Source organism: Streptomyces sp. NPDC059008 (assembly GCF_042749045.1).
Taxonomy (GTDB): Bacteria; Actinomycetota; Actinomycetes; order Streptomycetales; family Streptomycetaceae; genus Streptomyces.
In genome coordinates, this window is record NZ_JBHYJC010000018.1 from 77,004 (window position 1) to 98,436 (window position 21,433).

The 21,433-nt window shown below is 72.2% G+C and carries 20 protein-coding genes and 1 pseudogene; 7 read left to right on the top strand and 14 right to left on the bottom strand.

Features of this window, described 5'->3' with window-relative positions; genetic code table 11:
- Positions 1-482: 482 nt before the first annotated feature.
- The gene (locus tag ACFWZH_RS22000) at positions 483-1,151 is read left to right on the top strand and encodes a bifunctional DNA primase/polymerase (protein ID WP_384433652.1); all 669 of its coding nucleotides are present in this window, start codon (positions 483-485) and stop codon (positions 1,149-1,151) included.
- Positions 1,152-1,213: 62 nt separating this feature from the next.
- Here ACFWZH_RS22000 and ACFWZH_RS22005 read toward each other — a convergent pair whose 3' ends face one another.
- The gene (locus ACFWZH_RS22005) at positions 1,214-1,585 is read right to left on the bottom strand and encodes an alpha/beta fold hydrolase (protein ID WP_384433655.1); all 372 of its coding nucleotides are present in this window, start codon (positions 1,583-1,585) and stop codon (positions 1,214-1,216) included.
- Between the two features lie 58 nt (positions 1,586-1,643).
- Here ACFWZH_RS22005 and ACFWZH_RS22010 point away from each other — a divergent pair, with 58 nt between their 5' ends.
- A complete protein-coding gene (locus tag ACFWZH_RS22010) occupies positions 1,644-1,793 on the top strand; it encodes a hypothetical protein (RefSeq protein WP_384433658.1) in 150 nt (49 codons plus the stop codon).
- A 3-nt stretch (positions 1,794-1,796) separates the two neighbouring features.
- On the opposite strand, the pseudogene ACFWZH_RS22015 reads toward ACFWZH_RS22010, so the two are convergent.
- Positions 1,797-2,123, bottom strand: a pseudogene (locus ACFWZH_RS22015) (alpha/beta fold hydrolase); the annotation flags it as partial.
- A gap of 87 nt (positions 2,124-2,210) precedes the next feature.
- Positions 2,211-3,446, bottom strand: a complete 1,236-nt coding sequence (gene ftsY, locus ACFWZH_RS22020) for a signal recognition particle-docking protein FtsY (protein WP_384433660.1) — start codon at positions 3,444-3,446, stop codon at positions 2,211-2,213.
- A gap of 143 nt (positions 3,447-3,589) precedes the next feature.
- Between ftsY and ACFWZH_RS22025 the strand changes: the two genes are divergently transcribed.
- The 3 genes from ACFWZH_RS22025 (at position 3,590) to ACFWZH_RS22035 (ending at position 7,655) form a co-directional block, all read left to right on the top strand.
- On the top strand, positions 3,590-4,822 hold the full coding sequence (locus tag ACFWZH_RS22025) for an NAD(P)/FAD-dependent oxidoreductase (protein WP_384433663.1): 1,233 nt from the start codon (positions 3,590-3,592) through the stop codon (positions 4,820-4,822).
- Between the two features lie 235 nt (positions 4,823-5,057).
- Positions 5,058-6,545, top strand: coding sequence for a purine-cytosine permease family protein (locus ACFWZH_RS22030; RefSeq protein ID WP_384433666.1), 1,488 nt, complete (start codon positions 5,058-5,060; stop codon positions 6,543-6,545).
- Positions 6,546-6,662: 117 nt separating this feature from the next.
- Positions 6,663-7,655, top strand: coding sequence for an LLM class flavin-dependent oxidoreductase (locus ACFWZH_RS22035; protein WP_384433669.1), 993 nt, complete (start codon positions 6,663-6,665; stop codon positions 7,653-7,655).
- 17 nt (positions 7,656-7,672) lie between these two features.
- On the opposite strand, the gene ACFWZH_RS22040 is transcribed toward ACFWZH_RS22035, so the two are convergent.
- Positions 7,673-8,035 (bottom strand): cupin domain-containing protein, encoded by a 363-nt coding sequence (locus ACFWZH_RS22040; RefSeq protein WP_384433672.1) that lies wholly within the window; start codon positions 8,033-8,035, stop codon positions 7,673-7,675.
- A gap of 71 nt (positions 8,036-8,106) precedes the next feature.
- Between ACFWZH_RS22040 and ACFWZH_RS22045 the strand changes: the two genes are divergently transcribed.
- A complete protein-coding gene (locus ACFWZH_RS22045) occupies positions 8,107-9,207 on the top strand; it encodes a GlxA family transcriptional regulator (RefSeq protein ID WP_384433675.1) in 1,101 nt (366 codons plus the stop codon).
- Between the two features lie 20 nt (positions 9,208-9,227).
- On the opposite strand, the gene ACFWZH_RS22050 is transcribed toward ACFWZH_RS22045, so the two are convergent.
- From ACFWZH_RS22050 to ACFWZH_RS22065, 4 genes are all read right to left on the bottom strand, one after another.
- Complete coding sequence (locus tag ACFWZH_RS22050; RefSeq protein WP_384433678.1) at positions 9,228-10,646, bottom strand: sugar porter family MFS transporter; 1,419 nt, start codon at positions 10,644-10,646, stop codon at positions 9,228-9,230.
- Positions 10,647-10,914: 268 nt separating this feature from the next.
- A complete protein-coding gene (locus ACFWZH_RS22055) occupies positions 10,915-14,658 on the bottom strand; it encodes a chromosome segregation SMC family protein (protein ID WP_384433680.1) in 3,744 nt (1,247 codons plus the stop codon).
- A gap of 301 nt (positions 14,659-14,959) precedes the next feature.
- On the bottom strand, positions 14,960-15,163 hold the full coding sequence (locus ACFWZH_RS22060; RefSeq protein ID WP_006602857.1) for a hypothetical protein: 204 nt from the start codon (positions 15,161-15,163) through the stop codon (positions 14,960-14,962).
- A 382-nt stretch (positions 15,164-15,545) separates the two neighbouring features.
- Positions 15,546-15,827 carry an acylphosphatase gene (locus ACFWZH_RS22065; protein WP_384433684.1) on the bottom strand — a complete coding sequence of 94 codons (282 nt, stop codon included), beginning with the start codon at positions 15,825-15,827 and terminating at the stop codon, positions 15,546-15,548.
- A gap of 180 nt (positions 15,828-16,007) precedes the next feature.
- On the opposite strand from ACFWZH_RS22065, the gene ACFWZH_RS22070 reads away from it, so the two are divergent.
- On the top strand, positions 16,008-16,943 hold the full coding sequence (locus tag ACFWZH_RS22070) for a CAP domain-containing protein (RefSeq protein WP_384433687.1): 936 nt from the start codon (positions 16,008-16,010) through the stop codon (positions 16,941-16,943).
- Between the two features lie 139 nt (positions 16,944-17,082).
- Here the strand turns inward: ACFWZH_RS22070 and ACFWZH_RS22075 are convergent, their stop codons facing one another.
- From ACFWZH_RS22075 to ACFWZH_RS22100, 6 genes are all read right to left on the bottom strand, one after another.
- Entirely contained in the window at positions 17,083-17,307 is a 225-nt protein-coding gene (locus ACFWZH_RS22075) for a hypothetical protein (protein ID WP_384433690.1), read from the bottom strand.
- Positions 17,308-17,379: 72 nt separating this feature from the next.
- Complete coding sequence (gene mutM, locus ACFWZH_RS22080; RefSeq protein WP_384433693.1) at positions 17,380-18,309, bottom strand: bifunctional DNA-formamidopyrimidine glycosylase/DNA-(apurinic or apyrimidinic site) lyase; 930 nt, start codon at positions 18,307-18,309, stop codon at positions 17,380-17,382.
- 77 nt (positions 18,310-18,386) lie between these two features.
- Positions 18,387-19,271, bottom strand: coding sequence for a ribonuclease III (rnc, locus tag ACFWZH_RS22085; protein WP_384433695.1), 885 nt, complete (start codon positions 19,269-19,271; stop codon positions 18,387-18,389).
- A 19-nt stretch (positions 19,272-19,290) separates the two neighbouring features.
- A complete protein-coding gene (rpmF, locus tag ACFWZH_RS22090) occupies positions 19,291-19,464 on the bottom strand; it encodes a 50S ribosomal protein L32 (RefSeq protein WP_006139588.1) in 174 nt (57 codons plus the stop codon).
- Positions 19,465-19,466: 2 nt separating this feature from the next.
- A complete protein-coding gene (locus tag ACFWZH_RS22095) occupies positions 19,467-20,066 on the bottom strand; it encodes a YceD family protein (RefSeq protein ID WP_384433698.1) in 600 nt (199 codons plus the stop codon).
- 195 nt (positions 20,067-20,261) lie between these two features.
- On the bottom strand, positions 20,262-21,380 hold the full coding sequence (locus ACFWZH_RS22100; RefSeq protein ID WP_384433701.1) for an ATP synthase F0 subunit B: 1,119 nt from the start codon (positions 21,378-21,380) through the stop codon (positions 20,262-20,264).
- Between the last annotated feature and the right edge of the window lie 53 nt (positions 21,381-21,433).

The following is a 21,433-nucleotide window of genomic DNA, read 5'->3' on the forward strand; positions in this document are numbered from 1 at the left end:
GGCACCTGGTGCGTGTCTGGTGCCTGGTGCGTGCCTGGTGCTCACTGCGAACCACCCGCAGGCTGCCGCCCGTTGCGACGCCTGTCCGGGGTACATCTACCCGATCACGGATTCCGGCCACACCTTTTGGCCTGCGCTCTACCGGTGCGTTGCCACCGGCATACCCGTGCGAATGATGCCTCTCGGGGGTTCGTGCACTGAAAGTAATCCTACGATCACGCCCCCCGCGAGGGCGATTGCGGAAACGCCACCATTCGCCACCCCTTCGAATGAACTCCCCGCCCGGCTCTCACGATTGACTTGACACAGGTCGCGTAGGGCCGGGCGGAACGAAGCGCGCGAGGGCTCGCGGCTCGCCCCGCACCACCCGGCGCGCCACGTCGCGCCACCGCCACTTCGGGCCGTCGACGGAGCGTGCACGGCGCCCCGACGTCAACCCGCCGACTCGTAACCACTGACACGCACCACCCGTTGGAGGAGGCATGGGCTTCACGATCGGCGGCATCCGGGAGATTCGTTCCGCCTCCCGGCGCCGCGTCCGCTCGACCGAGATCACGGCGGTGGCGGAGTACACCGGGCTGTGGGGCTGGGACGTCGCCCCCGGTGCCCGTGCGGTCCGCGCCGGAGGCGGCCGTACGGACTGTTCGTGCGGCGAAGCCGAGTGCCCTTCCCCCGGTGCCCATCCGCTGGCCTTGGGCGAGGAGCTGGCGGCGGGCGCCACCCTGGAGAAGGCCGCCGCGGCGTGGGCGGAGACGCCGGGCGCCGCCATCCTCCTGCCGGTGGGCCGCTCCTTCGACATCCTCGACGTGCCGGAGGTCGCGGGCCGGGTCACGCTGGCGCGCCTGGAGCGGATGGGTCTGCCGCTCGGTCCGGTGGCCGCGACCCCGACGGGCCGTGCGCTGTTCTTCGTCGCGCCGGGCGCGGCCGCCGAACTGCCCGATCTGCTCTACCGGACGGGCTGGGACGACGCGGCCCTCGACCTGCGCCCGCTGGGCCCCGGCGACCACATCACCGCTCCCCCGTCCGACCACGGCGGGCGGGGCCCGATGCGCTGGCTGCGCCCGCCGGCCCTGGACACCGCCGACCGTCCGCCGCAGGCGCGGCTGCTGCTGGGCACGCTGGCGTACGTCTGCGCCCGTCTGTGCGCGTGAGCCGGCGCTGCTCCCGCGCATCGCGAGGGGAGCGACGGGTTGTCGCGGGCCCCGGCGGCGCCTCAGCGCACGCCGGGCACCGCCGTCCGCCGGGCGCGGTCGAGGAGCGTACGCAGCACGGCCTCGGCGTGGGTCCACAGCACCGCGCCCCCGATGCCCGGCACGAGGTGCCGGACGGCTCCGGGGATCCGCAGTGCGAGCCCGGCTCCCTGGTCCGGTGAGTGGCCGGTGTCCTCGGCGCCGTACCACAGGTCCACCGGGATCGTGGTCGCGTCGTAGGGGATGCCCCACCGGCCCATGGCCGGCACGGTGTCCCGGGCGTAGCCCTGCGGGCCGGGCGCGAAGGCCTCCCGTAGCGCCTCCTGGTAGGCGGCGGCGAAGGCGGGCTCCTCGTAGACCGCGCGATCGCAGTCCGGGCTGCCGGCCCGCACCATGGGTCCACATGTCCTGAGGGGTGAACTTCGCCAAGAGCCGCTCCGCGGCGTCCGGGTCGTGTACGGCGAGGCGGACGAGCCGGGCCAGTTCGTCCGGGAGCCGGCCGGCGAACCGCGGGTCGGCGACCTCGTCGGCCCCGGAGACCACCGCCGGCGCGCCGATGACGTCGTGTGCGGCGCAGGCCAGGGCGAACGGCGCGCCCTGTGAGCTGCCGACCATGGCGGGCCGGTGCAGGCCGCGCCGGGCGGCGAACTCCCGGATGTCGGCGGCGAAGCCGGCGAAGGTGCGGCGGGGCTCGGGTGTGGAGGCTCCCAGGCCGGGCCGGTCCAGGCCGATCAGCCGGACCCCGAGCGCCGGGGCGGCCTCGGCGCCGAATCCCAGCCGCCGGCCGGTGGCCGCGCCCGGTGAGAGCAGTACCGGTGTGCCGTCCACCGGGCCCCACTCCGCCCAGCCCAGCAGCCGTCCGTCGGGGAGTCGTTCGGTGCCGGTGCGCGCCGGGGCGGCGATGCGTGGCGTCGTGATCCAAGGGTGCCGCACGGCCCGGAGACGGCATCGGCCTCCGTACCCGACAGGTGCGGGTACGAAGGCCGACGGCAGCCGGGGCGGGGTGCCCTGGAGGCGCGATCAGTCGATAAGGGCGTCAACGAACGCCTTCGGCTCGAACGGCGCCAGGTCGTCCGCGCCCTCGCCCAGCCCGACGAGCTTGACCGGGACGCCCAGTTCACGCTGGACGGCGACGATGATGCCGCCCTTGGCGGTGCCGTCGAGCTTGGTGAGCACCACGCCGGTGATGTCCACGACCTCGGCGAAGACCCGGGCCTGCACCAGGCCGTTCTGGCCGGTGGTGGCGTCCAGGACGAGGAGCACCTCGCCGACCGGGCCGTGCTTCTCGACGACCCGCTTGACCTTGCCGAGCTCGTCCATCAGACCGGTCTTGGTGTGCAGCCGGCCGGCGGTGTCGATCAGGACGACGTCGGCGGATTCGGCGATGCCCTCCTTCACGGCGTCGAAGGCGATGGAGGCCGGGTCGCCGCCCTCGGGTCCGCGGACCGTGCGGGCGCCGACCCGCTCGCCCCAGGTCTGCAGCTGGTCGGCGGCGGCGGCGCGGAAGGTGTCGGCGGCGCCGAGGACGACGGACTTGCCGTCGGCGACCAGGACGCGGGCGAGCTTGCCGGTGGTGGTGGTCTTGCCGGTGCCGTTGACGCCGACGACCATGACGACGCCGGGGATCTCGTCGCCGCCGTTGCCGATGCCGTTGGCGGTGTGCACGGTGCGGTCGAAGTCCGGGCCGATCAGGGTGAGCAGCTCCTCACGGAGCAGTTCGCGCAGGTCCTCGGGGGTGCGGGTGCCCAGGACCTTGACCCGCTCGCGCAGCCGGTCGACCAGCTCCTGGGTGGGGGCGACGCCGACGTCTGCGGTGAGCAGGGTGTCCTCGATCTCCTCCCAGGTCTCCTCGTCGAGGTGCTCGCGGGACAGCAGGGTCAGCAGGCCCTTGCCGAGGGTGTTCTGGGAGCGGGAGAGCCGGGCCCGCAGCCGGACCAGCCGCCCGGCGGTGGGCTCGGGCACCTCGATCGCGGGCGCGACGGGCGCCTCGGGCTCGGCGACCGGCGCCTCGACCTCGGCCTCGGGGGCCTCGGCGGTGGGCAGGGCGACTTCTTCGATGGTGCGACGGTCTTCGTCGCGGGGGGTCTCGGCCTCCTCGCCGACCTGCGGTTCGGCGGGGGGCGCGGTGACGGAGGGCTTGGGGGCAGCCGGCGGGGGCGGCGGCAGCTGCTTCTTCTTGCGGCCGCTGACGACGAGCCCGCTGATCGCGCCGAGCACGACCACGGCGATGACTACAGCAAGGATGACGAATTCCATAACCCTTCCAGTATCAGTCACGCCTTGCCGAGGGGGACCGCACGCGCCGAACCTGGATCATCGACATCCGGATTGAATCTGGATGTGTAGCATCCTGATTCACTCCCCGGGACCGCCCCGCGGAGCAATGGGAGGGAATCCGGATGTTTGATGTCCTGGTTTTGGGCGGCGGTTTCGCCGGCCTGTGGAGCGCCGCCGCGGCGACCCGGCTGCTGCGCGCGCACGCCACCGGGCCCGCGGCGCGCACCGTGGCGCTGCTCGCCCCGGACCCGGATCTGGTGCTGCGCCCCCGCCTCTACCAGGCCGATCCGGCCCGGATGCGGGTGCCGCTGGACCGGGTGCTGGGCCCGGTCGGGGTGCGGCGGATCGCCGCCCGCGCCGTCGCGGTCGACACCGCCCGGCGCCGGGTCACCGCCACCGCGGCCGACGGCGGCCGCACCGAGGTGGCCTACCGGCGCCTCGTCCTCGCCACCGGCAGCGCACTCGTCCGGCCCGAGCTGCCCGGCGCCGCGCTGCTGCACGACATCGACACCCTCCCGGCGGCCGTACGGCTGGCGGAGCATCTGCGGGCGCTGCCCGAGGCGCCGGACGGGCCGGGCCGCTGGACCGCGGTGGTGGCCGGCGCCGGCTTCACCGGGCTGGAGCTCGCCACCGAGCTGGTCGGCCGGCTGCGCGCCCTGGCGGCGCCGCACGGCGCGGCGCACGAGGTGCGGGTGGTGCTGGTCGAGCGGGCCGCGGTGGTCGGCGAGCACCTGGGCGCGGCGGCCCGGCCGGTGATCACCCGGGCGCTGGACGAGCTGGGCGTCGAGCGCCGCCTAGGCACCACGGTCACCGGCCTGGACGCGCGCTCGGTGCGGCTGTCGGACGGCAGCACCCTGCCGGCCCGTACGGCCGTGTGGACCGCGGGCATGCGGGCGAGCGCGCTGACCGCGCAGATCCCCGCGCCCCGGGACGCCCTGGGGCGGCTCGCCGTGGACGGCGCCCTGCGGGTGCGCGGTGTCGCGGGCGTCTACGCGGCCGGGGACACCGCGGCGGCCACCGACCAGGGCGGCCATCCGCTGCCGCAGAGCTGCCAGCACGCCACCCCGCTCGGCAAGGTGGCCGGCCACAACGCCGCGGCCGAGCTGCTCGGCCTGCCGCCGGTGGACTTCGCCCCCGACCCGTACGCGACCTGCCTGGATCTCGGCGAGGCCGGCGCGGTGGCCACCAGCGGCTGGGAGCGGACGCTGCGCGAGGGGCCCGAGGGCTTCGCCAAGGACCTCAAGCGCGCCATCAACGAGTCATGGATCTCACCGCCGGTCGACGATGCGCGGGAGCTGCTGCGGCGGGCCGACCACCGGGTCGGTCAGCGGCAGGCCCTCCCGGTTTCCGGCTGATCAAACCTGGTCAAAGGGGTCGGACTGGACCCTTTGACGAGCATGGGTCACACTCGTCCTCGTCAAGGGGTCCAACAGTGCACAGTGGCAGAAGTTGGATCAAAGTACGATGGTGGACGGCCGCGCAACGCGCGTAGAGTCCTGGCAATTGAATTCTGGCCGGGCATCACAGCCGCTGCCTGCACCTCCTGATTCGGGGGTGCCCCCAGATCCCCGCACGGAGATACCTGCACCCATGGACACCAGCACCACGTCCGCGTCCACTCCCGAGACCGAGGGCGCCGTCGAGACCCGCGGCATCGAGCCCGTTCCCGACCACGAGCGCCGGGGTCGGGTCCGCGAGCTCTTCCCCACCTGGGTCGCCGCCAACATCAGCGTGCTGTTGCTCACCATGGGTGCCTCCCTGGTGATCAACAACGGGCTGAACTTCTGGCAGGTCCTGATCGTGGCCGCCATCGCCTCCGCCGTCTCCTTCGGCATGGTCGGCCTGCTGTCGGTCTCCGGTAAGTGGGGCGGTGCCCCGGGCGCGATGCTCTCCCGTGCCGCCTTCGGCGTGCGGGGCAACTACTTCCCGGGCGCGATCCTGTGGGTCGCCCGCTTCGGCTGGGAGACGATCAACGCGGTCACCGGCGCCTACGCCATCCTGACCGTGCTGAACCTGGTGTTCGGCATCAAGCCGAACAACGTCCTGATCGTCGTCACGCTGCTCGGCTTCGTCGCCTGCACCTTCCTGGTGAGCGGTCTGGGCCGCAAGGCGCTGAACCTGTGCAACAAGTACTCGACGTACCTGTTCAGCGCGATCAGCGTGGTCGTCCTGGTCCACCTGATCGTCAAGATGCCGTGGAGCGACATCCTCTCCAAGTCGCCGGGCAGCGCCACCCTGATGATCGCGGGCATCGGCACCATCGCCGCCGGCGGCATCAGCTGGGTCCCCACCGGCCCGGACTTCGCGCGCTACCTGCCGCACTCCGCCTCGGGCAAGAAGATCGTCGGCACCACCATCTCCGGCGCGGCCCTGGTGCTGATCCCGATGGTGATCATGGGTGGCGTGATGGCTGTCGGCAACCCGTCGCTGGCCAACCAGAACACCGACCCGATGTCGTTCCTCGGCCAGGTCCTGCCGACCTGGATCGCGATTCCGTACCTGATCACCGCGCTGATCGGCATGATGCTGATCAACAGCCTGTCGATGTACTCCGCGGGCTTCACCGCCCAGACCATGGGCGTCAAGCTGCCGCGCGCCATGGCGGTCAGCATCAACGCCCTCATCAGCCTGGTCGGCGGCCTGTTCATGATGCTGGTGGCCAAGGACTTCATCGGCCAGTTCATCGCCTTCCTGACGCTGCTCGCGGTCTCCTTCTCCGCCTGGATCGGCGTCTACGGCATCGACATGGCGCGGCGCCGCAAGCTGGCCGTGCGCTATGACGCCGAGAGCCTGATGAACACCGGCCGCACCAGCCGCTACTGGTACGTCGGCGGCTTCTGCTGGCAGGCCATGACCGCCTGGTCGGTCGCGCTCGTCGCGGGCCTGTGCTTCACCAAGGTCCAGTGGTTCACCGGCCCGCTGGCCACCACCTGGATCGGCGAGAACGGCCTGGGCTGGGCGGCCACGATCGCCATCGCCGCGCTGGTCTTCGCCGTACTGCCGGCGCCGAAGGAGACCGACCCGGCGGACGCCGACGCACCGCGCTCCGAGGCCCGGCAGCCGGTCGAGGTGGGCTGACCCCGCCGCCACCGGGCCCTGCGCCGACGCGGCGGTCGGATCACACCCCTAGTGAACTGACGCCACGTCAGCTAACGTCCCCTTCGCCAACCGTTCTTGGCGAAGGGGACGTCAGCCATGTCCGCTGTACCCGTCACGGTCGTCCGCTTCAACCTCGTCGACCCCTCCCCCACACCCACCGCGCTCTCGGCCCGCTACCGCGCCGCCGTCGAGATGGCCGCCTTCGCCGACGACCGCGGTCTGACGATGGTCCAGACCGAGGAGCACCACGCCACCACCAACGGCTGGATGCCCTCGCCGCTCACCTTCGCGGGCGCCGTCTTCGGCGCCACCCGCCGCATCGGCGTGACCGTCTCCGCGCTGATCACCCCGCTGCACGACCCGCTGCGGCTGGCCGAGGACCTCGCCTCGCTCGACCTGCTCAGCGGCGGCCGGCTGACCACCGTCGCCGGCCTCGGCTACCGGCCCGAGGAGTACGCGGCGCACGGCAAGGACTGGCGGCGCCGGGGCGCGCTCCAGGACGAGGTACTGGCGACGCTGCTGTCCGCCTGGACCGGCGAACCGTTCACCTATCAGGGGCGTACGGTCCAGGTGACCCCGCGCCCGTACACCCGCCCGCACCCGACGCTGCTGATCGGCGGCAGCTCCCGCGCCGCGGCCCGGCGCGCCGCCCGCCTGGGGCTTCCGCTCTTCCCCAGCGCCCACCTCCCCGAGCTGGCGGCCTACTACCACCAGCAGCGCGCGGCCTTCGGCACCGACGGCTGGGTGCTGCAGCCGCCGGTGGACACCTCGCTGCTGCACCTGTCCGAGGACCCGGACCGCACGTGGGCCGAGTACGGCGGCCATCTGCTGCACGAGGCGCGGACGTACGCCTCCTGGCAGTCGGCCGGCACCCGCTCCGCGGTGCGCTCGACCGCGCGGGACGCCGAAGCGCTGCGCCAGGAGGGCGTCTACCGCGTCCTCACCCCTGACGAGTGCGTGAAACTGGCCCAGGAGACGGGCGCCCAGGGCTCGTTGATCCTGCACCCGCTGTGCGGCGGGATGCCCGTCGACGAGGGCTGGCGCTCGCTGCACCTGTTCGCCGAGCAGGTGCTGCCCCGCCTCGCGTGAGGCGGGGCGGGCGCGCCTCAGCCCTCGGGGTAGAAGACGAAGATCGTGCAGCCGGTCTCCGAGCGCGGAATGTGCCAGGAGCCCGCGGGCGCGTGGAGGAACGACCCCGCCTCATGGTCGCCGAAGCCGTCGTTGAACGTGCCCGAGACGACGAAGACCTCCTCCGGCCCCGGCTCGTGCACATCGATCCGTTCCCAGGCCGCTCCCGGATCGATCTGAAGTACCTGGGCCCTGGCCCCGTTGTCCCCCGTCCACAGGGGACGGATCCGGACCCCCGGGAACAGCTCCTCCACCGGTGCGTCGGCCACCGCCGACCACACATAACCGGCCATCTCCCGACCGCTGATCGCCTCGTCGTGCCGCGTGCTGTGCTGTGTCATGCCGTCAGCCTCGCGTGCCGGGCCCCTGGTCCCCCAGTGTCAGAAAAGACGTCCTCGGGTACTTTCCTGCCATGCTCCATGATCGCCCCGCCGATGCCCCCGAGGACGACCGCAGCGGCACGGCGCCGCACCGTGTGGTGGTCCTGGTCCATGCGCCCCAGGGGCCCTTCGAACTCGGCTGCGCCGCCGAGGTCTTCGGCACCCGCCGCGCCGGGCTGCCCGTCCACTACGACTTCACGGTGTGCACGGAGGTGCCCGGTCCGGTGCGGACGACGGCCGGCTACGACATGCTCGTCACCGAGGGGCTGGGCGCCCTGGAGACCGCCGACACGGTCGTCATCGCGGGCTGGATTCCGCAGGACGAGCCGCTGACGCCCGCCGTGCGCGAGGCCCTGCTCGGCGCGCGGCGCAACGGGGCCCGTCTGGTCACCATCTGCTCCGGCGTCTTCGCCCTGGCCCAGACCGGTCTGCTCGACGGCCGCCGGGCGACCACGCACTGGGCCCGCGCGGCCGAGCTGGCGGCCCGCTTCCCCCGGGTGCGGGTCGACCCGGGGGTGCTCTACATCGACCACGGCGACGTGGCCACCAGTGCCGGAGCCGCGGCCGGCGTCGACCTGTGTCTGCATCTCGTACGCAGCGACCACGGCGCCGCCCATGCCGCACGGATCGCCCGGCACATGGTCATGCCGCCGCACCGCGAGGGCGGTCAGGCCCAGTACGCGGCCCCCTCCCCGGGCGACCGGATCGATCCGGCGCTCGCCATGGACCGGTCGCTGGCCCCGCTGCTGGACTGGGTGGCCGGCCGGCTGCCCGAGCCGCTCTCGGTCGAGGACATGGCCGGTCGGCTGCGGGTTTCCTCGCGCACCCTGGCCCGCCGGTTCGCCGAACAGCTCGGTACCAGCCCCGGGCAGTGGCTGCTGGGCCGCCGGATCAACGCGGCCCGCACCCTGCTGGAGGAGACCGATCTGCCCGTCGAGGCGATCGCCGTACGGGTCGGGCTGTCCTCGGCGACCAACCTCCGCCGCCGCTTCCAGCAGGCCCTGCACACCACGCCGGCGGCGTACCGCAGGGCGTTCCGTACGACCGGCGCCGGCCCGGGCCAGGGTCCCGGTCCCGGTACAAAGACTGCTGCCCCGGGTCGCCTTGGGACCCGGGGCAGCAGCCAGTACTGAGGAGAAGGACTGGCGGGGGGTTAGCCCATCTCCTCCAACGCCTTGCCCTTGGTCTCCTTCACGAACTTCAGCACGAAGGGGATCGAGAGCAGGGCGAAGAATGTGTAGATCACGTACGTACCCGACAGGTTCCAGTCGGCCAGGCTCGGGAAGCTGGCGGTGATGGCCCAGTTGGCGATCCACTGCGCGGAGGCGGCGACGCCCAGCGCGGCGGCGCGGATCTTGTTCGGGAACATCTCGCCGAGGAAGACCCAGACCACGACGCCCCAGGAGAGGGCGAAGAAGAGCACGAAGACGTGGGCGGCGATCAGGGCCACGGTGCCTTCGGCGGCCGGCAGCGTACCGGCGGCGGTCTTGGCGGAGAAGGCCCAGGCCTCCAGCGCGAGCGCGATCGCCATACCGGCCGAGCCGATCAGTGCCAGCGGGCGGCGGCCGATCTTGTCGACGAAGATCATCGCGATGACGGTGCCGATGATGTTGATGATCGACGTGGTGAAGCTGTAGAAGAACGAGCTCTCGGGGTTGATGCCGACCGACTGCCACAGCGTCGAGGAGTAGTAGAACGCGACGTTGATGCCGACCAGCTGCTGGAAGACCGAGAGACCGATGCCGACCCAGACGATCGGCAGGAAGCCCTTCTTGCCGCCGAGCAGGTCCTTGAACGTGGACTTGTGCTCGCTGCGCATCGCCTGGTCGATCTCGGCGACCCGGGTGTCGAGGTTGACCGTGTGGCCCTCGACCTCGGCGAGCACCTCCTTGGCGCGCTCGACCTTGCCGACGGAGATCAGGTAGCGCGGCGACTCGGGGATCGCGAAGGAGAGCAGACCGTAGAGGACGGCCGGGACGACCATCACGCCGAGCATCCACTGCCAGGCCTCGAGGCCGGCGAGCGTGCCGCGCTGCTTGCCGTCGGCGAGGTTGAGGATGCCCCAGTTGACGAGCTGGGAGACGGCGATGCCGATGACGATCGCGGCCTGCTGGAACGAGCCGAGCCGGCCGCGGTAGGCGGACGGCGAGACCTCGGCGATGTAGGCCGGGCCGATGACCGAGGCCATACCGATCGCGAAGCCGCCGATGATCCGCCAGAAGGCGAGGTCCCAGAGGGAGAAGGGCAGGGCCGAACCGACGGCGCTGATGGTGAACAGCACCGAGGCGATCTGCATCACACGGATGCGGCCTATCCGGTCCGCGATCCGGCCGGCGGTGGCGGCGCCGATGGCGCAGCCGATCAGCGCGACGGCGATCACCTGGGCGAGTACGGCGGACCCGACGTCGTAGCGGCTGCGGATCGCCTCGACGGCACCGTTGATGACGGAACTGTCGTAGCCGAAGAGAAAGCCGCCCATCGCGGCAGCCGCGGTGATGAAGATGACATGGCCGAGGTGCTCGGGGTGGGCCTTACGGCCTTCCGGGACCGTCGGCTGCGCGGTGCTGGTCAACGTGAACTCCAGTGGCCCGGCTGCGCTGCCGGGCGTAGGGGGCTGGCCCTTCTAGTGGTGCATAGGTTGGGAGTACCCACCACTTGAAGGTAAAAGCAACGTTGCAGAGACTATGCCTTCAAGTTTCGAAGTCAATACCGCGTAATGATTTTGTTTCTCGGTTACCTGAGACGGCATTCGTTCAAGTTGTGAACTGATGGGGCGTCGGACACTCCGCGCGATCAAGGACGGGGATAAAAGGGGACATACCGGAGACCCGTCTCCGTGGTCAATGCAACCGCTGGCTGATCACCTTGGATACGCCGTCCCCTTGCATCGATACCCCGTAGAGCGCGTCCGCGACCTCCATCGTCCGCTTCTGATGCGTGATCACGATCAGCTGGGAGCTCTCCTGCAGCTCCTCCATGATCCGGATCAGCCGCTGCAGATTGGTGTCGTCCAGCGCCGCCTCGACCTCGTCCATCACATAGAACGGGCTGGGCCGGGCCTTGAAGATCGACACCAGCAGCGCCACCGCGGTCAGCGAGCGCTCCCCACCCGACAGCAGCGACAGCCGCTTGACCTTCTTGCCCGGAGGGCGCGCCTCGACCTCCACCCCGGTCGCCAGCATGTCGTCGGGATCGGTCAGCACCAGCCGCCCCTCGCCGCCCGGGAAGAGCCGGGAGAAGACGCCCTCGAACTCCCGCGCGGTGTCGTGGTACGCCTCGGTGAAGACCTGCTCCACCCGCTCGTCGACCTCCTTGATCACCTGCAGCAGGTCGGCCCGGGTCTTCTTCAAGTCTTCAAGCTGTTCGCTCAGGAACTGATGCCGCTCCTCCAGCGCCGCGAACTCCTCCAGCGCCAGCGGGTTCACCTTCCCGAGCTGCTGATACGCCCGCTCAGCCGCCTTGAGCCGCTTCTCCTGCTCGGCCCGCACGAAGGCCACCGGCTGGTTGCGGGGATGGCCGGGGTCCTCCGGCAGCACCTCGCCCTCGGCCGGCGGCGACGGCGGTACGGGCTGGTCGGGGCCGTACTCCGACACCAGCGCGGCCGGCTCCACCCCCAGCTCCTCCAGCGACCTGGTCTCCAGCTGCTCGATCCGCAGCCGCTTCTCCGCGCCCAGCACCTCGCCCCGGTGCACCGAGTCCGTCAGCTTGTCCAGCTCGCCCTTCAGCTCCCGGGCGGTGTTGCGCTCGGCCACCAGCGCCTGCTCCCGCTCGGCCTTGGCCCGCTCCGCGGCGCCCCGCTCGGCATCGGCCCGTACGACCGACACCTCGACGTGCGCCAGCAGCTGCCGGGCCCCGGAGGCGACCGCCCCGGCCACCTCCGCCTCGTGGCGCAGCCGGGCGCGCCGCCGTTCGGCCCGCGCCCGCGCCTCGCGCTCGGCGCGCGCCCCCCGGTCCAGCGCATCCGCGCGTCCCGCCAGCGCCTTCACCCGCTCCTCGTGCGTACGCGCCTGCAGACGGGCCTCCATCTCGGTCTGCCGCGCATTGGCCCCGTCGGCCGCCAGCCGGTCCCGTACGGAGGTGTCGGGCTCCTCGTCGCCGGCGCCCGGCTCCTCCTCGGCCACCGCCAGCCGCTCGGCCAGCTCCTCGGCCTCCTCAGTGGCCCGCGCCAGCGCCTCCTGCGCCCTGGCGGCCGCCGCGGCGGAGCGCTCGGCCTCGCCCGCGGCGGCCCGCGCCTGCCCGCCGAGCCGCCCCAGGTCCCCGGCGACCTTCGACTTCTCCCGGTCCGCCGCCCGCCGCCGCTCGGCCAACTCCTCGACCAGCGCGGCGCTCTCCGTACGACGCTCCGCCGCCGCCCGCTGCGCCTCGGCCAGCTCCTCGCAGCGCGCCGCCAGCTCCTCCAGCTCGGCCGCCGCCTCGTCGACGGACGCCTGCACCTCCAGCAGACTCGGCGCACCGGCGGAGCCGCCCTGCGCGAAGTGCGCCCCGAGCAGATCGCCCTCACCGGTCACGGCCACCACTTCCGGCCGCGCGGCCACCAGGTCCTCGGCGTCCTCCAGCGTCCCGACGACCACGACATCCCGCAGCAGCCGGGCCACCGCAAAGGCCAACTCCGGTGGCCCCTGGATCAGTTCACCGGCCGGTACGGGCGCGGAGCGGGGGCCGGGAACACGGTGTACGGCAGTCTCGGAGGCACCACCAGCACCACCAGCACCATGAGCCCCACCAGCCCCAGCGCTCCCGGCCCTCGCCGACACCGCCACGGCCTCGACGGCCTCGACCGCCTCTACGGCCTCCGTGGGCGCCCCCTCCTCCACGGCCCGCGCGGGCCCGGGCACCAGCCCGGTGGCGCTCCCGCCGCGGCTGTCGCCGTCCCCCAGCAGCATCGCCGCGCGCCCCGCGTCCTGCTTGCGCAGCAGCCGGATGGCGTCGGCGGCGGTGGCCGGTCCGTCGACGGCGACGGCGTCGGCGGCCGCTCCGAGCGCGGCCGCGACCGGGATCTCGAAGCCGGGGGTGACGGTCAGCAGCTCCGCGGCCGGGCCGAGCAGCCCCCCGAGGTGGTCGGCCGCGGCCAGCAGGGCCCCCGTGCCGTCCTTGCGGCGCAGCCCGAGAGCCAGTGCGTCGTGCCGGGCGGCGGTCGCGGCGCGCCTGCGCTCAGCGGCGGTCAGCGCCTCCCGTGCGGCGGTCAGCGCGGCCTCCGCCTCCGCCAGCTCCCGACGGGCCGCGTCATGCCCCGCCGCGCTCTCCTCGTCGTCCGCGTCCAGCCCCTCGACCTCGGCCTTGAGCTGCTCGTACTCCTCCTGGGCGGCGGCCGCCCGCTCACGGGCACCGTCCCGGGCCTCGGCCAGCCGCCCGATCTCCGCCTGCGCGGAGGCGGCCCGACCGCGGGCGGCGGTGACCTGTCCGCTCAGCCGGGCCAGGCCCTCGCGCCGGTCGGCGATGGCCCGCGCCGCGTCCCGCAGCCGCCGCTCCTCGTCCGCCAACTGCCGCTCCAGCCCGGCGCGGTGTTCGACGGTGTCCTCCAGCGCCCGGCTCGCGGCCTCCAGCGCGGCCGCCAACTCCGCCTCCTGCTCGCGGATCCGGGCCGCCTCGCGCTCCATGTCCTCCGGGTCGCGCCCGCGCCGCTCCTCCGGCGGGGCCGCCGTGGCGCTCTTGACCCGCGCCTCGGCCAGCGAGATCGTGCCGCGCACCCGCTCCGCGAGCTGCGACAGCTCGTACCAGGTCTGCTGCGCGCGCTGCACCTGCGGGCTGAGCGTACGGACCTCCTCCTCCAGCGCGGCCTCCCGCTGCTGGGCGGTGCGCAGCCGCTCCTCGGCGGCCTGCTTGCGCTCCTTGAGGGCCGCCTCGTCCGCGATCTCGGCGCGCAGCGCCCGGCGCAGGGTGACGAGATCGTCGGCGAGCAGCCGCAGCCGCGCGTCGCGCAGATCGGCCTGGATGACGGCGGCGCGCCGGGCCACCGCGGCCTGCCGCCCCAGCGGTTTGAGCTGGCGGCGCAGCTCGTCGGTCAGGTCCTGGACGCGGGCGAGGTTGGCCTTCATCGCGTCCAGCTTCCGCAGCGCCTTCTCCTTGCGCTTGCGGTGCTTGAGGACACCGGCCGCCTCCTCGATGAAGGCGCGCCGGCCCATCGGGTCGGCGTGCAGCACCGAGTCCAGCTGCCCCTGTCCGACGATGACGTGCATCTCCCGGCCGATGCCGGAATCGGAGAGCAGTTCCTGGATGTCGAGCAGCCGGCAGGTGTCCCCGTTGATCTGGTACTCGCTGCCGCCGTTGCGGAACATGATCCGGGTGATGGTGACTTCGGCGTACTCGATCGGCAGTGCACCGTCGGAGTTGTCGATGGTCAGCGAGACCTCGGCGCGGCCGAGCGGCGGCCGCCCGGTCGTCCCGGCGAAGATGACGTCCTCCATCTTCCCGCCGCGCAGCGACTTGGCGCCCTGCTCGCCCATGACCCACGACAGCGCGTCCACGACGTTGGACTTGCCGGAACCGTTGGGGCCCACGACGCAGGTGATGCCCGGCTCGAACCGGAGCGTCGTGGCGGAGGCGAAGGACTTGAAGCCTCGCAGGGTCAGACTCTTGAGATGCACGCCGTTGGACTCTACCGGCCCCCTCTCGGCGGGCGGCCCCAACATTCCGCAGCCGGTCGCCGACGCCCTACGACCCCCGGGTATCCGCGCCGTTCATTTTCGGTTTCATCAAGGAAAGCGCAGGGCACATCATGCGGTAAGGGAGGGGCGGCACGGCCGAAACGGCATCTGGTCACGCGAGCGAAGTGCCGGAAGACGAGCCGGGAAACGACGAAGGGACGCCGAAGCGTCCCTTGCAGATCTTGAAGAGAGCGGTGCCTCAAGCGGCTGGCGAGCAGCCCTACCGGCCCTGGGGTTGGGGTCAGGTGAGCGCGGGCTCCGCCTGGGGTACGTCGATGTCGAGCATCGAGTCGTCGCGACGTGCGGCAGCGGACAGCATGTCGTTCTCGGCCTGCATCCGGATAAGCTCGGATTCGAGGTCTTGAACGCGCTGCTGAAGCCGTCGCATCTCGGAGAGGACTCGGGGGTCGGAGCCGCCGACGTAACCGAGAAGCGCCTTTGCCATGATGGATGGTCCTCCACAATGAGTGACCGACCGAAGCGGTGTGGGTCGTGAGGGATTCGCACCCGCGGTGCTTGTCATTCTCTGGTGTACTCAATGCCAAACAGCTAAGGTGCGCGGGGATTCCAGAGTCTCACCAAACGGTTTGACGGTCAACACGATCACGCCCCGTATCCTCGGGCACCTGAGAGTGCGCGGCCGCGAGGGCTCTGCGCCGACTCCCCAGAAAGGTCCCGCGGGGGCGTGGAGATCATCCGTACAGCGGCAGCCTTGCACGGGTCGGCCGAGTTGGCAACCACCAGGCCTTATCTCCCGTAAGCAGCTGACAAAGACACACCGGCAAGATCGCCTGTGAGGGCCCCGCGGAGGGCCGCGGAGGGCCCTGTCAGCGGATCTCGAAGCCGTCGTAGCCGCCCCGGGGCGTGTCCCAGATCTCAGTGACTCCGTCGACCCGCCCGGGCGTGTCTCCGGTGCGCAGCCACTCCAGCAACTGATCGCAGTGGTCCTTCGGCCCCTCGGCGACCACCTGGACGCGGCCGTCGCCGAGATTGACCGCGAATCCGGCGAGTTCGCCGATGCGAAGTGCGTTGGCGCGGGTGAACCAGCGGAACCCGACGCCCTGGACCTGACCACGCACCCACGCGGTCACACGGACAGCTTCGTTCATGTGTGCACGTTAACCGGCCAATTGCTCAGCGGGCACGTTGCCCCCTTGCGCCATGGCGTACAGTCCCCCGACAACGAGACTCACCCGTTCGGGTGAGTCGTCTTGACGTCTAGGAAGGCTCTGCGGCGGTAGCCGCCCCAGTGGAGCCGGTGCTTGCACCGGGGGAAAGGAAGACAGCGGATGGGCCGCCATCGACGCTCTGCTCCCCATACGCCCGAAGCCCCGGCTGCGGGGCTTGTTGACGCACCGACAGCTGTCCGGCACGACGCGCCGGCCCCCGCGGCGCGGCACCGCTCGCACCGCGCCGCGCGCGGCCGCGGCCTGGCGCCCGTACGCACCGGACTGCTCGGCGCCTCCGCCGCGGTGGCGATGGGAGCCGTGGCGGTCGCCTCCGGACTGATCCCCGGCGGCGGCCAGTTCGACGGCGAGAGCGGTGACGGCCGGGGCGACCGGGTCCGTGCCGGCACCCTGCCGGAGACCACCGCGCCGATGGGCGGCCTCTCCCAGACCCCGACCGACCGCGCCACCGACACGGCGAGCCGCGGCGGCGCCCGGCCCACCGCCCCGCGCAGCGACCGCCCCTCCTCCCCCATGACGCCGTCCACGTCACCCTCGCCGCAGCGGCCGACCAAATCCCCCACCCGGGAGACCGGTTCGCGGCCCTCCGCCGAGCCCACCGAGCGCCCGTCCTCCAGCGCGCCCCAGCGCACCGCGGCCCCGTCGAAGACCCCCGACGCGCAGAGCTCCGCCCAGGCCCAGGTCCTGGCGCTGGTCAACCAGGAACGCGCCCAGGCCGGCTGCTCGCCGGTGACCGCGGACGAGGAATTGACGGGGCTGGCACAGCGGTTCAGTGACGACATGGCCGAGCGCGGGTTCTTCGACCACACCGACCCGGACGGCCACACGCCCTGGGACCGCGCCCGCGCGGACGGCATCGACGACCTCGGCGGCGAGAACATCGCCCGCGGCCAGGCCAACGCCCAGTCCGTCATGGACTCCTGGATGGACAGCCCCGGCCACCGCGCCAACATCCTCAACTGCGAGTACAAGACCCTCGGCGTCGGCGTCCACTTCGGCCCGGGCGGCCCGTGGTGGACCCAGGACTTCGGCTTCTGATCCCGGCGCCCGCACGCGGCGCGGGCGTCCTCACCGCTGTCGCGGAATCTCCCGGGCGCTCGGCCGGAGTGTCCCTCGAACGGCCGTGCCGGTGGGTAAGGGCGCGGGCAACAGCTTGATCATCGGATGCTTCACCGGCTCAGGGCTGCGGCTGGTCGATCGGCCAGCCGCGCTTCGCGGACAGCCGCGAGACCCTTTCGGCCAGTCCGTCCGGTACGGCCACGCCCATCCGGCGAGCGGCGCCGAGGCGGTGCCTGACGAGCCCGAGGATCCAGTCCAGCTGGTCGTCGCTGCGCGACGCGTACTCCTCAAGCGCCTCCTGCATGAGCTGCTGCCGGTCGATGCTCGCGGCGTCCTCTGTCATGGGCGCTGAACTTACCCGGCCCCCTCCGCCGCGGTACATCCACGGCGGGCAGGAGTTATCCGACTGCTACGTTCAGCCGGCCCGCGGCGGGCGCTGGCAGCGGGGGCAGAAGTAGCTGGAGCGGTTCATCCAGGCGCGGCGGCGGATGGGGGTGCCGCAACGGCGGCAGGGTTCGTCCTCGCGGCCGTAGGCGTCCAGGGAGCGGTCGAAGTACCCGGACTCGCCGTTGACGTTCACATAGAGGCTGTCGAAGCTGGTGCCGCCGACGGCGAGCGCGGCGTTCATCACGTCCCGTACGTGGCCGAGCAGCTCGGCGGTGCGCGGGCGGGTGAAGGTGGCGGTCGGCCGGTCGTAGTGGAGGCGGCTTCGCCACAGCGCCTCGTCGGCGTAGATGTTGCCGACGCCGCTGATCAGGGTCTGGTCCAGCAGGGCCCGCTTGATGGTGGTCCGGCGGCGGCGCAGCGCGTCGTGGAAGGCGGTGTCGTCGAAGGCCGGGTCGAGCGGGTCACGGGCGATGTGGGCGATGGCGTCGGGGAGCTGCTCGGCGTCGCCGGGGACGGTGTCGTGCAGCGAGAGGCCGCCGAAGGTGCGCTGGTCGACGAAGCGGAGCTCGGTGCCGAGGTCGTCGGCGAAGCGGACGCGGATGCGCAGGTGCTTCTCGTCGGGGGCGTCGTGCGGCTGGACCAGCAGCTGGCCGCTCATGCCGAGGTGGGCGAGGATCGCCAGGCCGTGGGTGACCGACGGTGTGACGTGGGGCGCGAGGCCTTCGGCGGCGGTCTGTGCGGCGGGGCCGCCGCCGGTCACCGGGAGCCAGAGGTACTTGCCGCGCCGGCGGGCCGTGCCTGTGCGCAGTCCCTCAAGCCGGGCCGCGAAGTCGGCCGCACCGGCCGTGTGCCGGCGGATCGCGCGGGGGTGGCGCACCTCGACGGTGTCGATCGTGCGCCCGCTGACCCAGCGCTCCAGTCCGCGGCGTACGACCTCGACCTCGGGCAGTTCGGGCACGGGGGCTCCTTGGGAAAGACTTCTGACCCCGTCCGGGGCGACGCTCGGCCGCCCCGGACGGGGTCAGAAACGGTGGTTCAGCGTGCCGACGACGGGCTGTCGCCGGTGGCCGGAGCCGCAGGAGGCTGTGCGGCGGTGGCCGCTCCAGTGGAGCCGGTGCTTGCACCGGGGGCTTCCTGCGACACGTCGTCGCCGGAAGCCGCCGCCTTGGCCGCCTCGTCCGCCGCGGCGCGGATCGCGCGCCATGCGGACTCGGCCGCCTGCTGCTCGGCCTCCTTCTTGCTGCGGCCGGTGCCGGTGCCGTACGAGACACCACCGACGCGGGCGGCAGCAGTAAAGGTCTTCTCGTGGTCCGGACCGGTCTCGGTGACCAGGTACTCCGGGACGCCGAGGCCTTCGGTCGCGGTGAGTTCCTGGAGGCTGGTCTTCCAGTCCAGGCCCGCGCCCAGGCTGGAGGACTTCTCGATGAGCGGGTCGAAGAGCCGGTGCACCAGCTCGCCGGCCGCGTCGAGGCCCTGGTCGAGATAGACCGCGCCGATCACCGCTTCGAGGGTGTCGGCGAGGATGGACGCCTTGTCCCTGCCGCCCGTGCCCTCTTCGCCCCGGCCGAGGCGGATGAAGGCGCCGAGGTCGAGGCCGCGGCCCACCTCGGCAAGCGCACGCGAGTTGACCACCGCGGCCCGGAGCTTGGCCAGCTGGCCCTCCGGCAGGTCGGGGTGGATGCGGTACAGCGTGTCGGTGACCACCAGGCCGAGCACCGAATCCCCGAGGAATTCGAGCCGCTCGTTGGTGGGCAGACCGCCGTTCTCGTATGCGTACGAGCGGTGCGTCAGCGCACGCACCAGAAGGGCGGACTCGAGCTTGTACCCGAGCCGCCCTTCCAGAAGCGTGTGGGACGAGGCCGTGTCCGCCGGAGTCGGTTCATCCCCGCGTGAGCGGGATGTCGATGTGGCGTCTGACATAGAGCCTGTCACCAGCCGCTCAGACCTCGAGGACCTGGCGCTTGTTGTAGGTGCCGCAAGCGGGGCACGCGATGTGCTGCAGCTTGGGCTCGTGGCAGCGCTCGCACGCCACCAGGGTGGGGACCGCAGCCTTCCACTGCGACCGGCGGTGGCGCGTGTTGCTGCGCGACATCTTCCGCTTCGGAACAGCCACGGCTACTTCTCCTGCTTCTCGTCGACGCCCGCTTCGGCGCCGCCCATGTTGTCCTTCTCGCCGTCCTTGACGGTCCCGGCGAGTCCCTGCAGTGCCGCCCAACGGATGTCGACGGCGTCGTGGTGGTGGTCCGGGTCGTCCGCCAGCCGCGCTCCGCAATCGGAGCACAGGCCCGGGCAGTCGTCCTGGCACACCGGCTGCATCGGCAGTGCAAGCACCACCGCGTCCCGCAGCACGGGTTCGAGGTCGAACAGGTCGTCCTCGAGGAAGAGGGTGTCCTCCTCGTCCTCGGCGTCGTCGCCGGCGTCCTTGTCGTGGACCCTGGCATCGGCGTCGGGGTAGGCGAACATCTCCTGGAAGTCGCTGTCGAGCTCTCGCTCCAGCGGCTCCAGACACCTTACGCACTCCCCCTTGACGGTTGCACGGGCGGTACCTGTGACAAGCACCCCGTCCATGACCGACTCCAGGCGGAGGTCGAGCTCGACCGGTGCGCCCTGGGGCACGCCGATCACCTCGTTGCCGAGGTCCCGGGGGGCCTCGACGGAGCGGGAGACCCTCTTGAGCGCACCGGGCCGCCGGCCCAGCTCACGTGTGTCGAACACGAGAGGGGAGCGGTGGTCGAGGCGGGCGTTGATGGCTTCCTGCTTTCTTGGGGGTTTTCGGACCGCCCGTATTCCATCGCGGGAATTCGGGCAGCCGAGATCGCGGACATACGCGCGACCGAAGAGCCAGGATACTGGACGGGCCCCGATAGGCCCAATCCGCTCCCGGCCGGACCGGTCCGGCAGCCAGGGCGCCTACTGGCGCCCCTCCTCGTACTGCCGCAGCTGATCGAGGTTGATCATGCTGGTGTCGAAGAGGCTGGTCTCGTCCAGGGCGCCGGGCTGCGCGGCCTGGCCGTGCGGGGCGTGCTGGGGCTGCGGGGGCACCTGCTGCTGGAGGTAGGCGTTCGGGTCGTAGCCCTGCTGCTGCCAGTCGTAGCCGTACGCGCCGGGGTGCTGGGCGTCCTGGGAGTAGGCGACGTCATGGGGCTGCTGGTAGCCGTAGACGTCCTGCTGCTGGTAGGCCGCCGGGTCCGGGTAGTAGCCCTGCTGCTGGGGCTGGAGCGGCTGCTGGTGCTCCTGGGGCTGCTGCTGGGGCTGCTGCGGCAGCTGGGGCGGCTGCGGGTCCTGGTCGGCGCCGATGCCCGCCAGCCCGGCCAGGTACTCGGCGTCGGCCTGCGGCCGGGCGGAGTGCGGATCGTCGCCCTGCGCCGCCAGGTGTGCGCCCAGTTCGTCGATCGCCCGGGCGCCCTGGAGCTTGTCGCGGCCCCGGCCCACCGCTTCCAGCGTCTTGCTCAGCACGGCCTGGAACGCCCCGAACTTGGCGTCCACGTACACGTCGGCGCGCTGCCTGAGGGTCTCCGGGTCGGCGCTGCGCTCGGGGGCCTCGGTGCCGTCCTCGTCCGGGTACCCCTGGTCGTCCAGGCCGTTGCCGAGGCCGAGCAGCTTCTCGCGACCGCGGTCGACCGATCCGATGGTCTTGGTGAGCACGACCTCGAAGTTGGCGAGCTTGCTGTCGACGTAGTCGTCGGCCTCGGCGCGGATCTCCTCCGCCTCCCGGCGGGCCTCCGCCAGGATCCGGTCCGCCTCGTCCTGGGACTGCCGGGCGACCTCGGTGTCGGAGATCAGCGAACCGCGCTGGGCGTGCGCGGACTCGATGATCCGCTCCGCCTCGGCGCGCGCCTGCTCGACCATCTGCTCGCGCCCGCCGAGCAGCTCCTGGGCCTGTGCGAGGGAGCCGGGCAGCGCCGCGCGCACCTCCTCCAGCATGGCGAGCAGCTCGGCGCGGTTGACCACGCACGATGCCGACATGGGCATGGACCGGGCGCCGGCGACGGTCGCGACGATGTCGTCGAGCTTCTTCTGCACGTCCACCTTGGACTCGCCACTCTCTGGGGGTTGGAACGACGGAACGGGTCGACTGTACG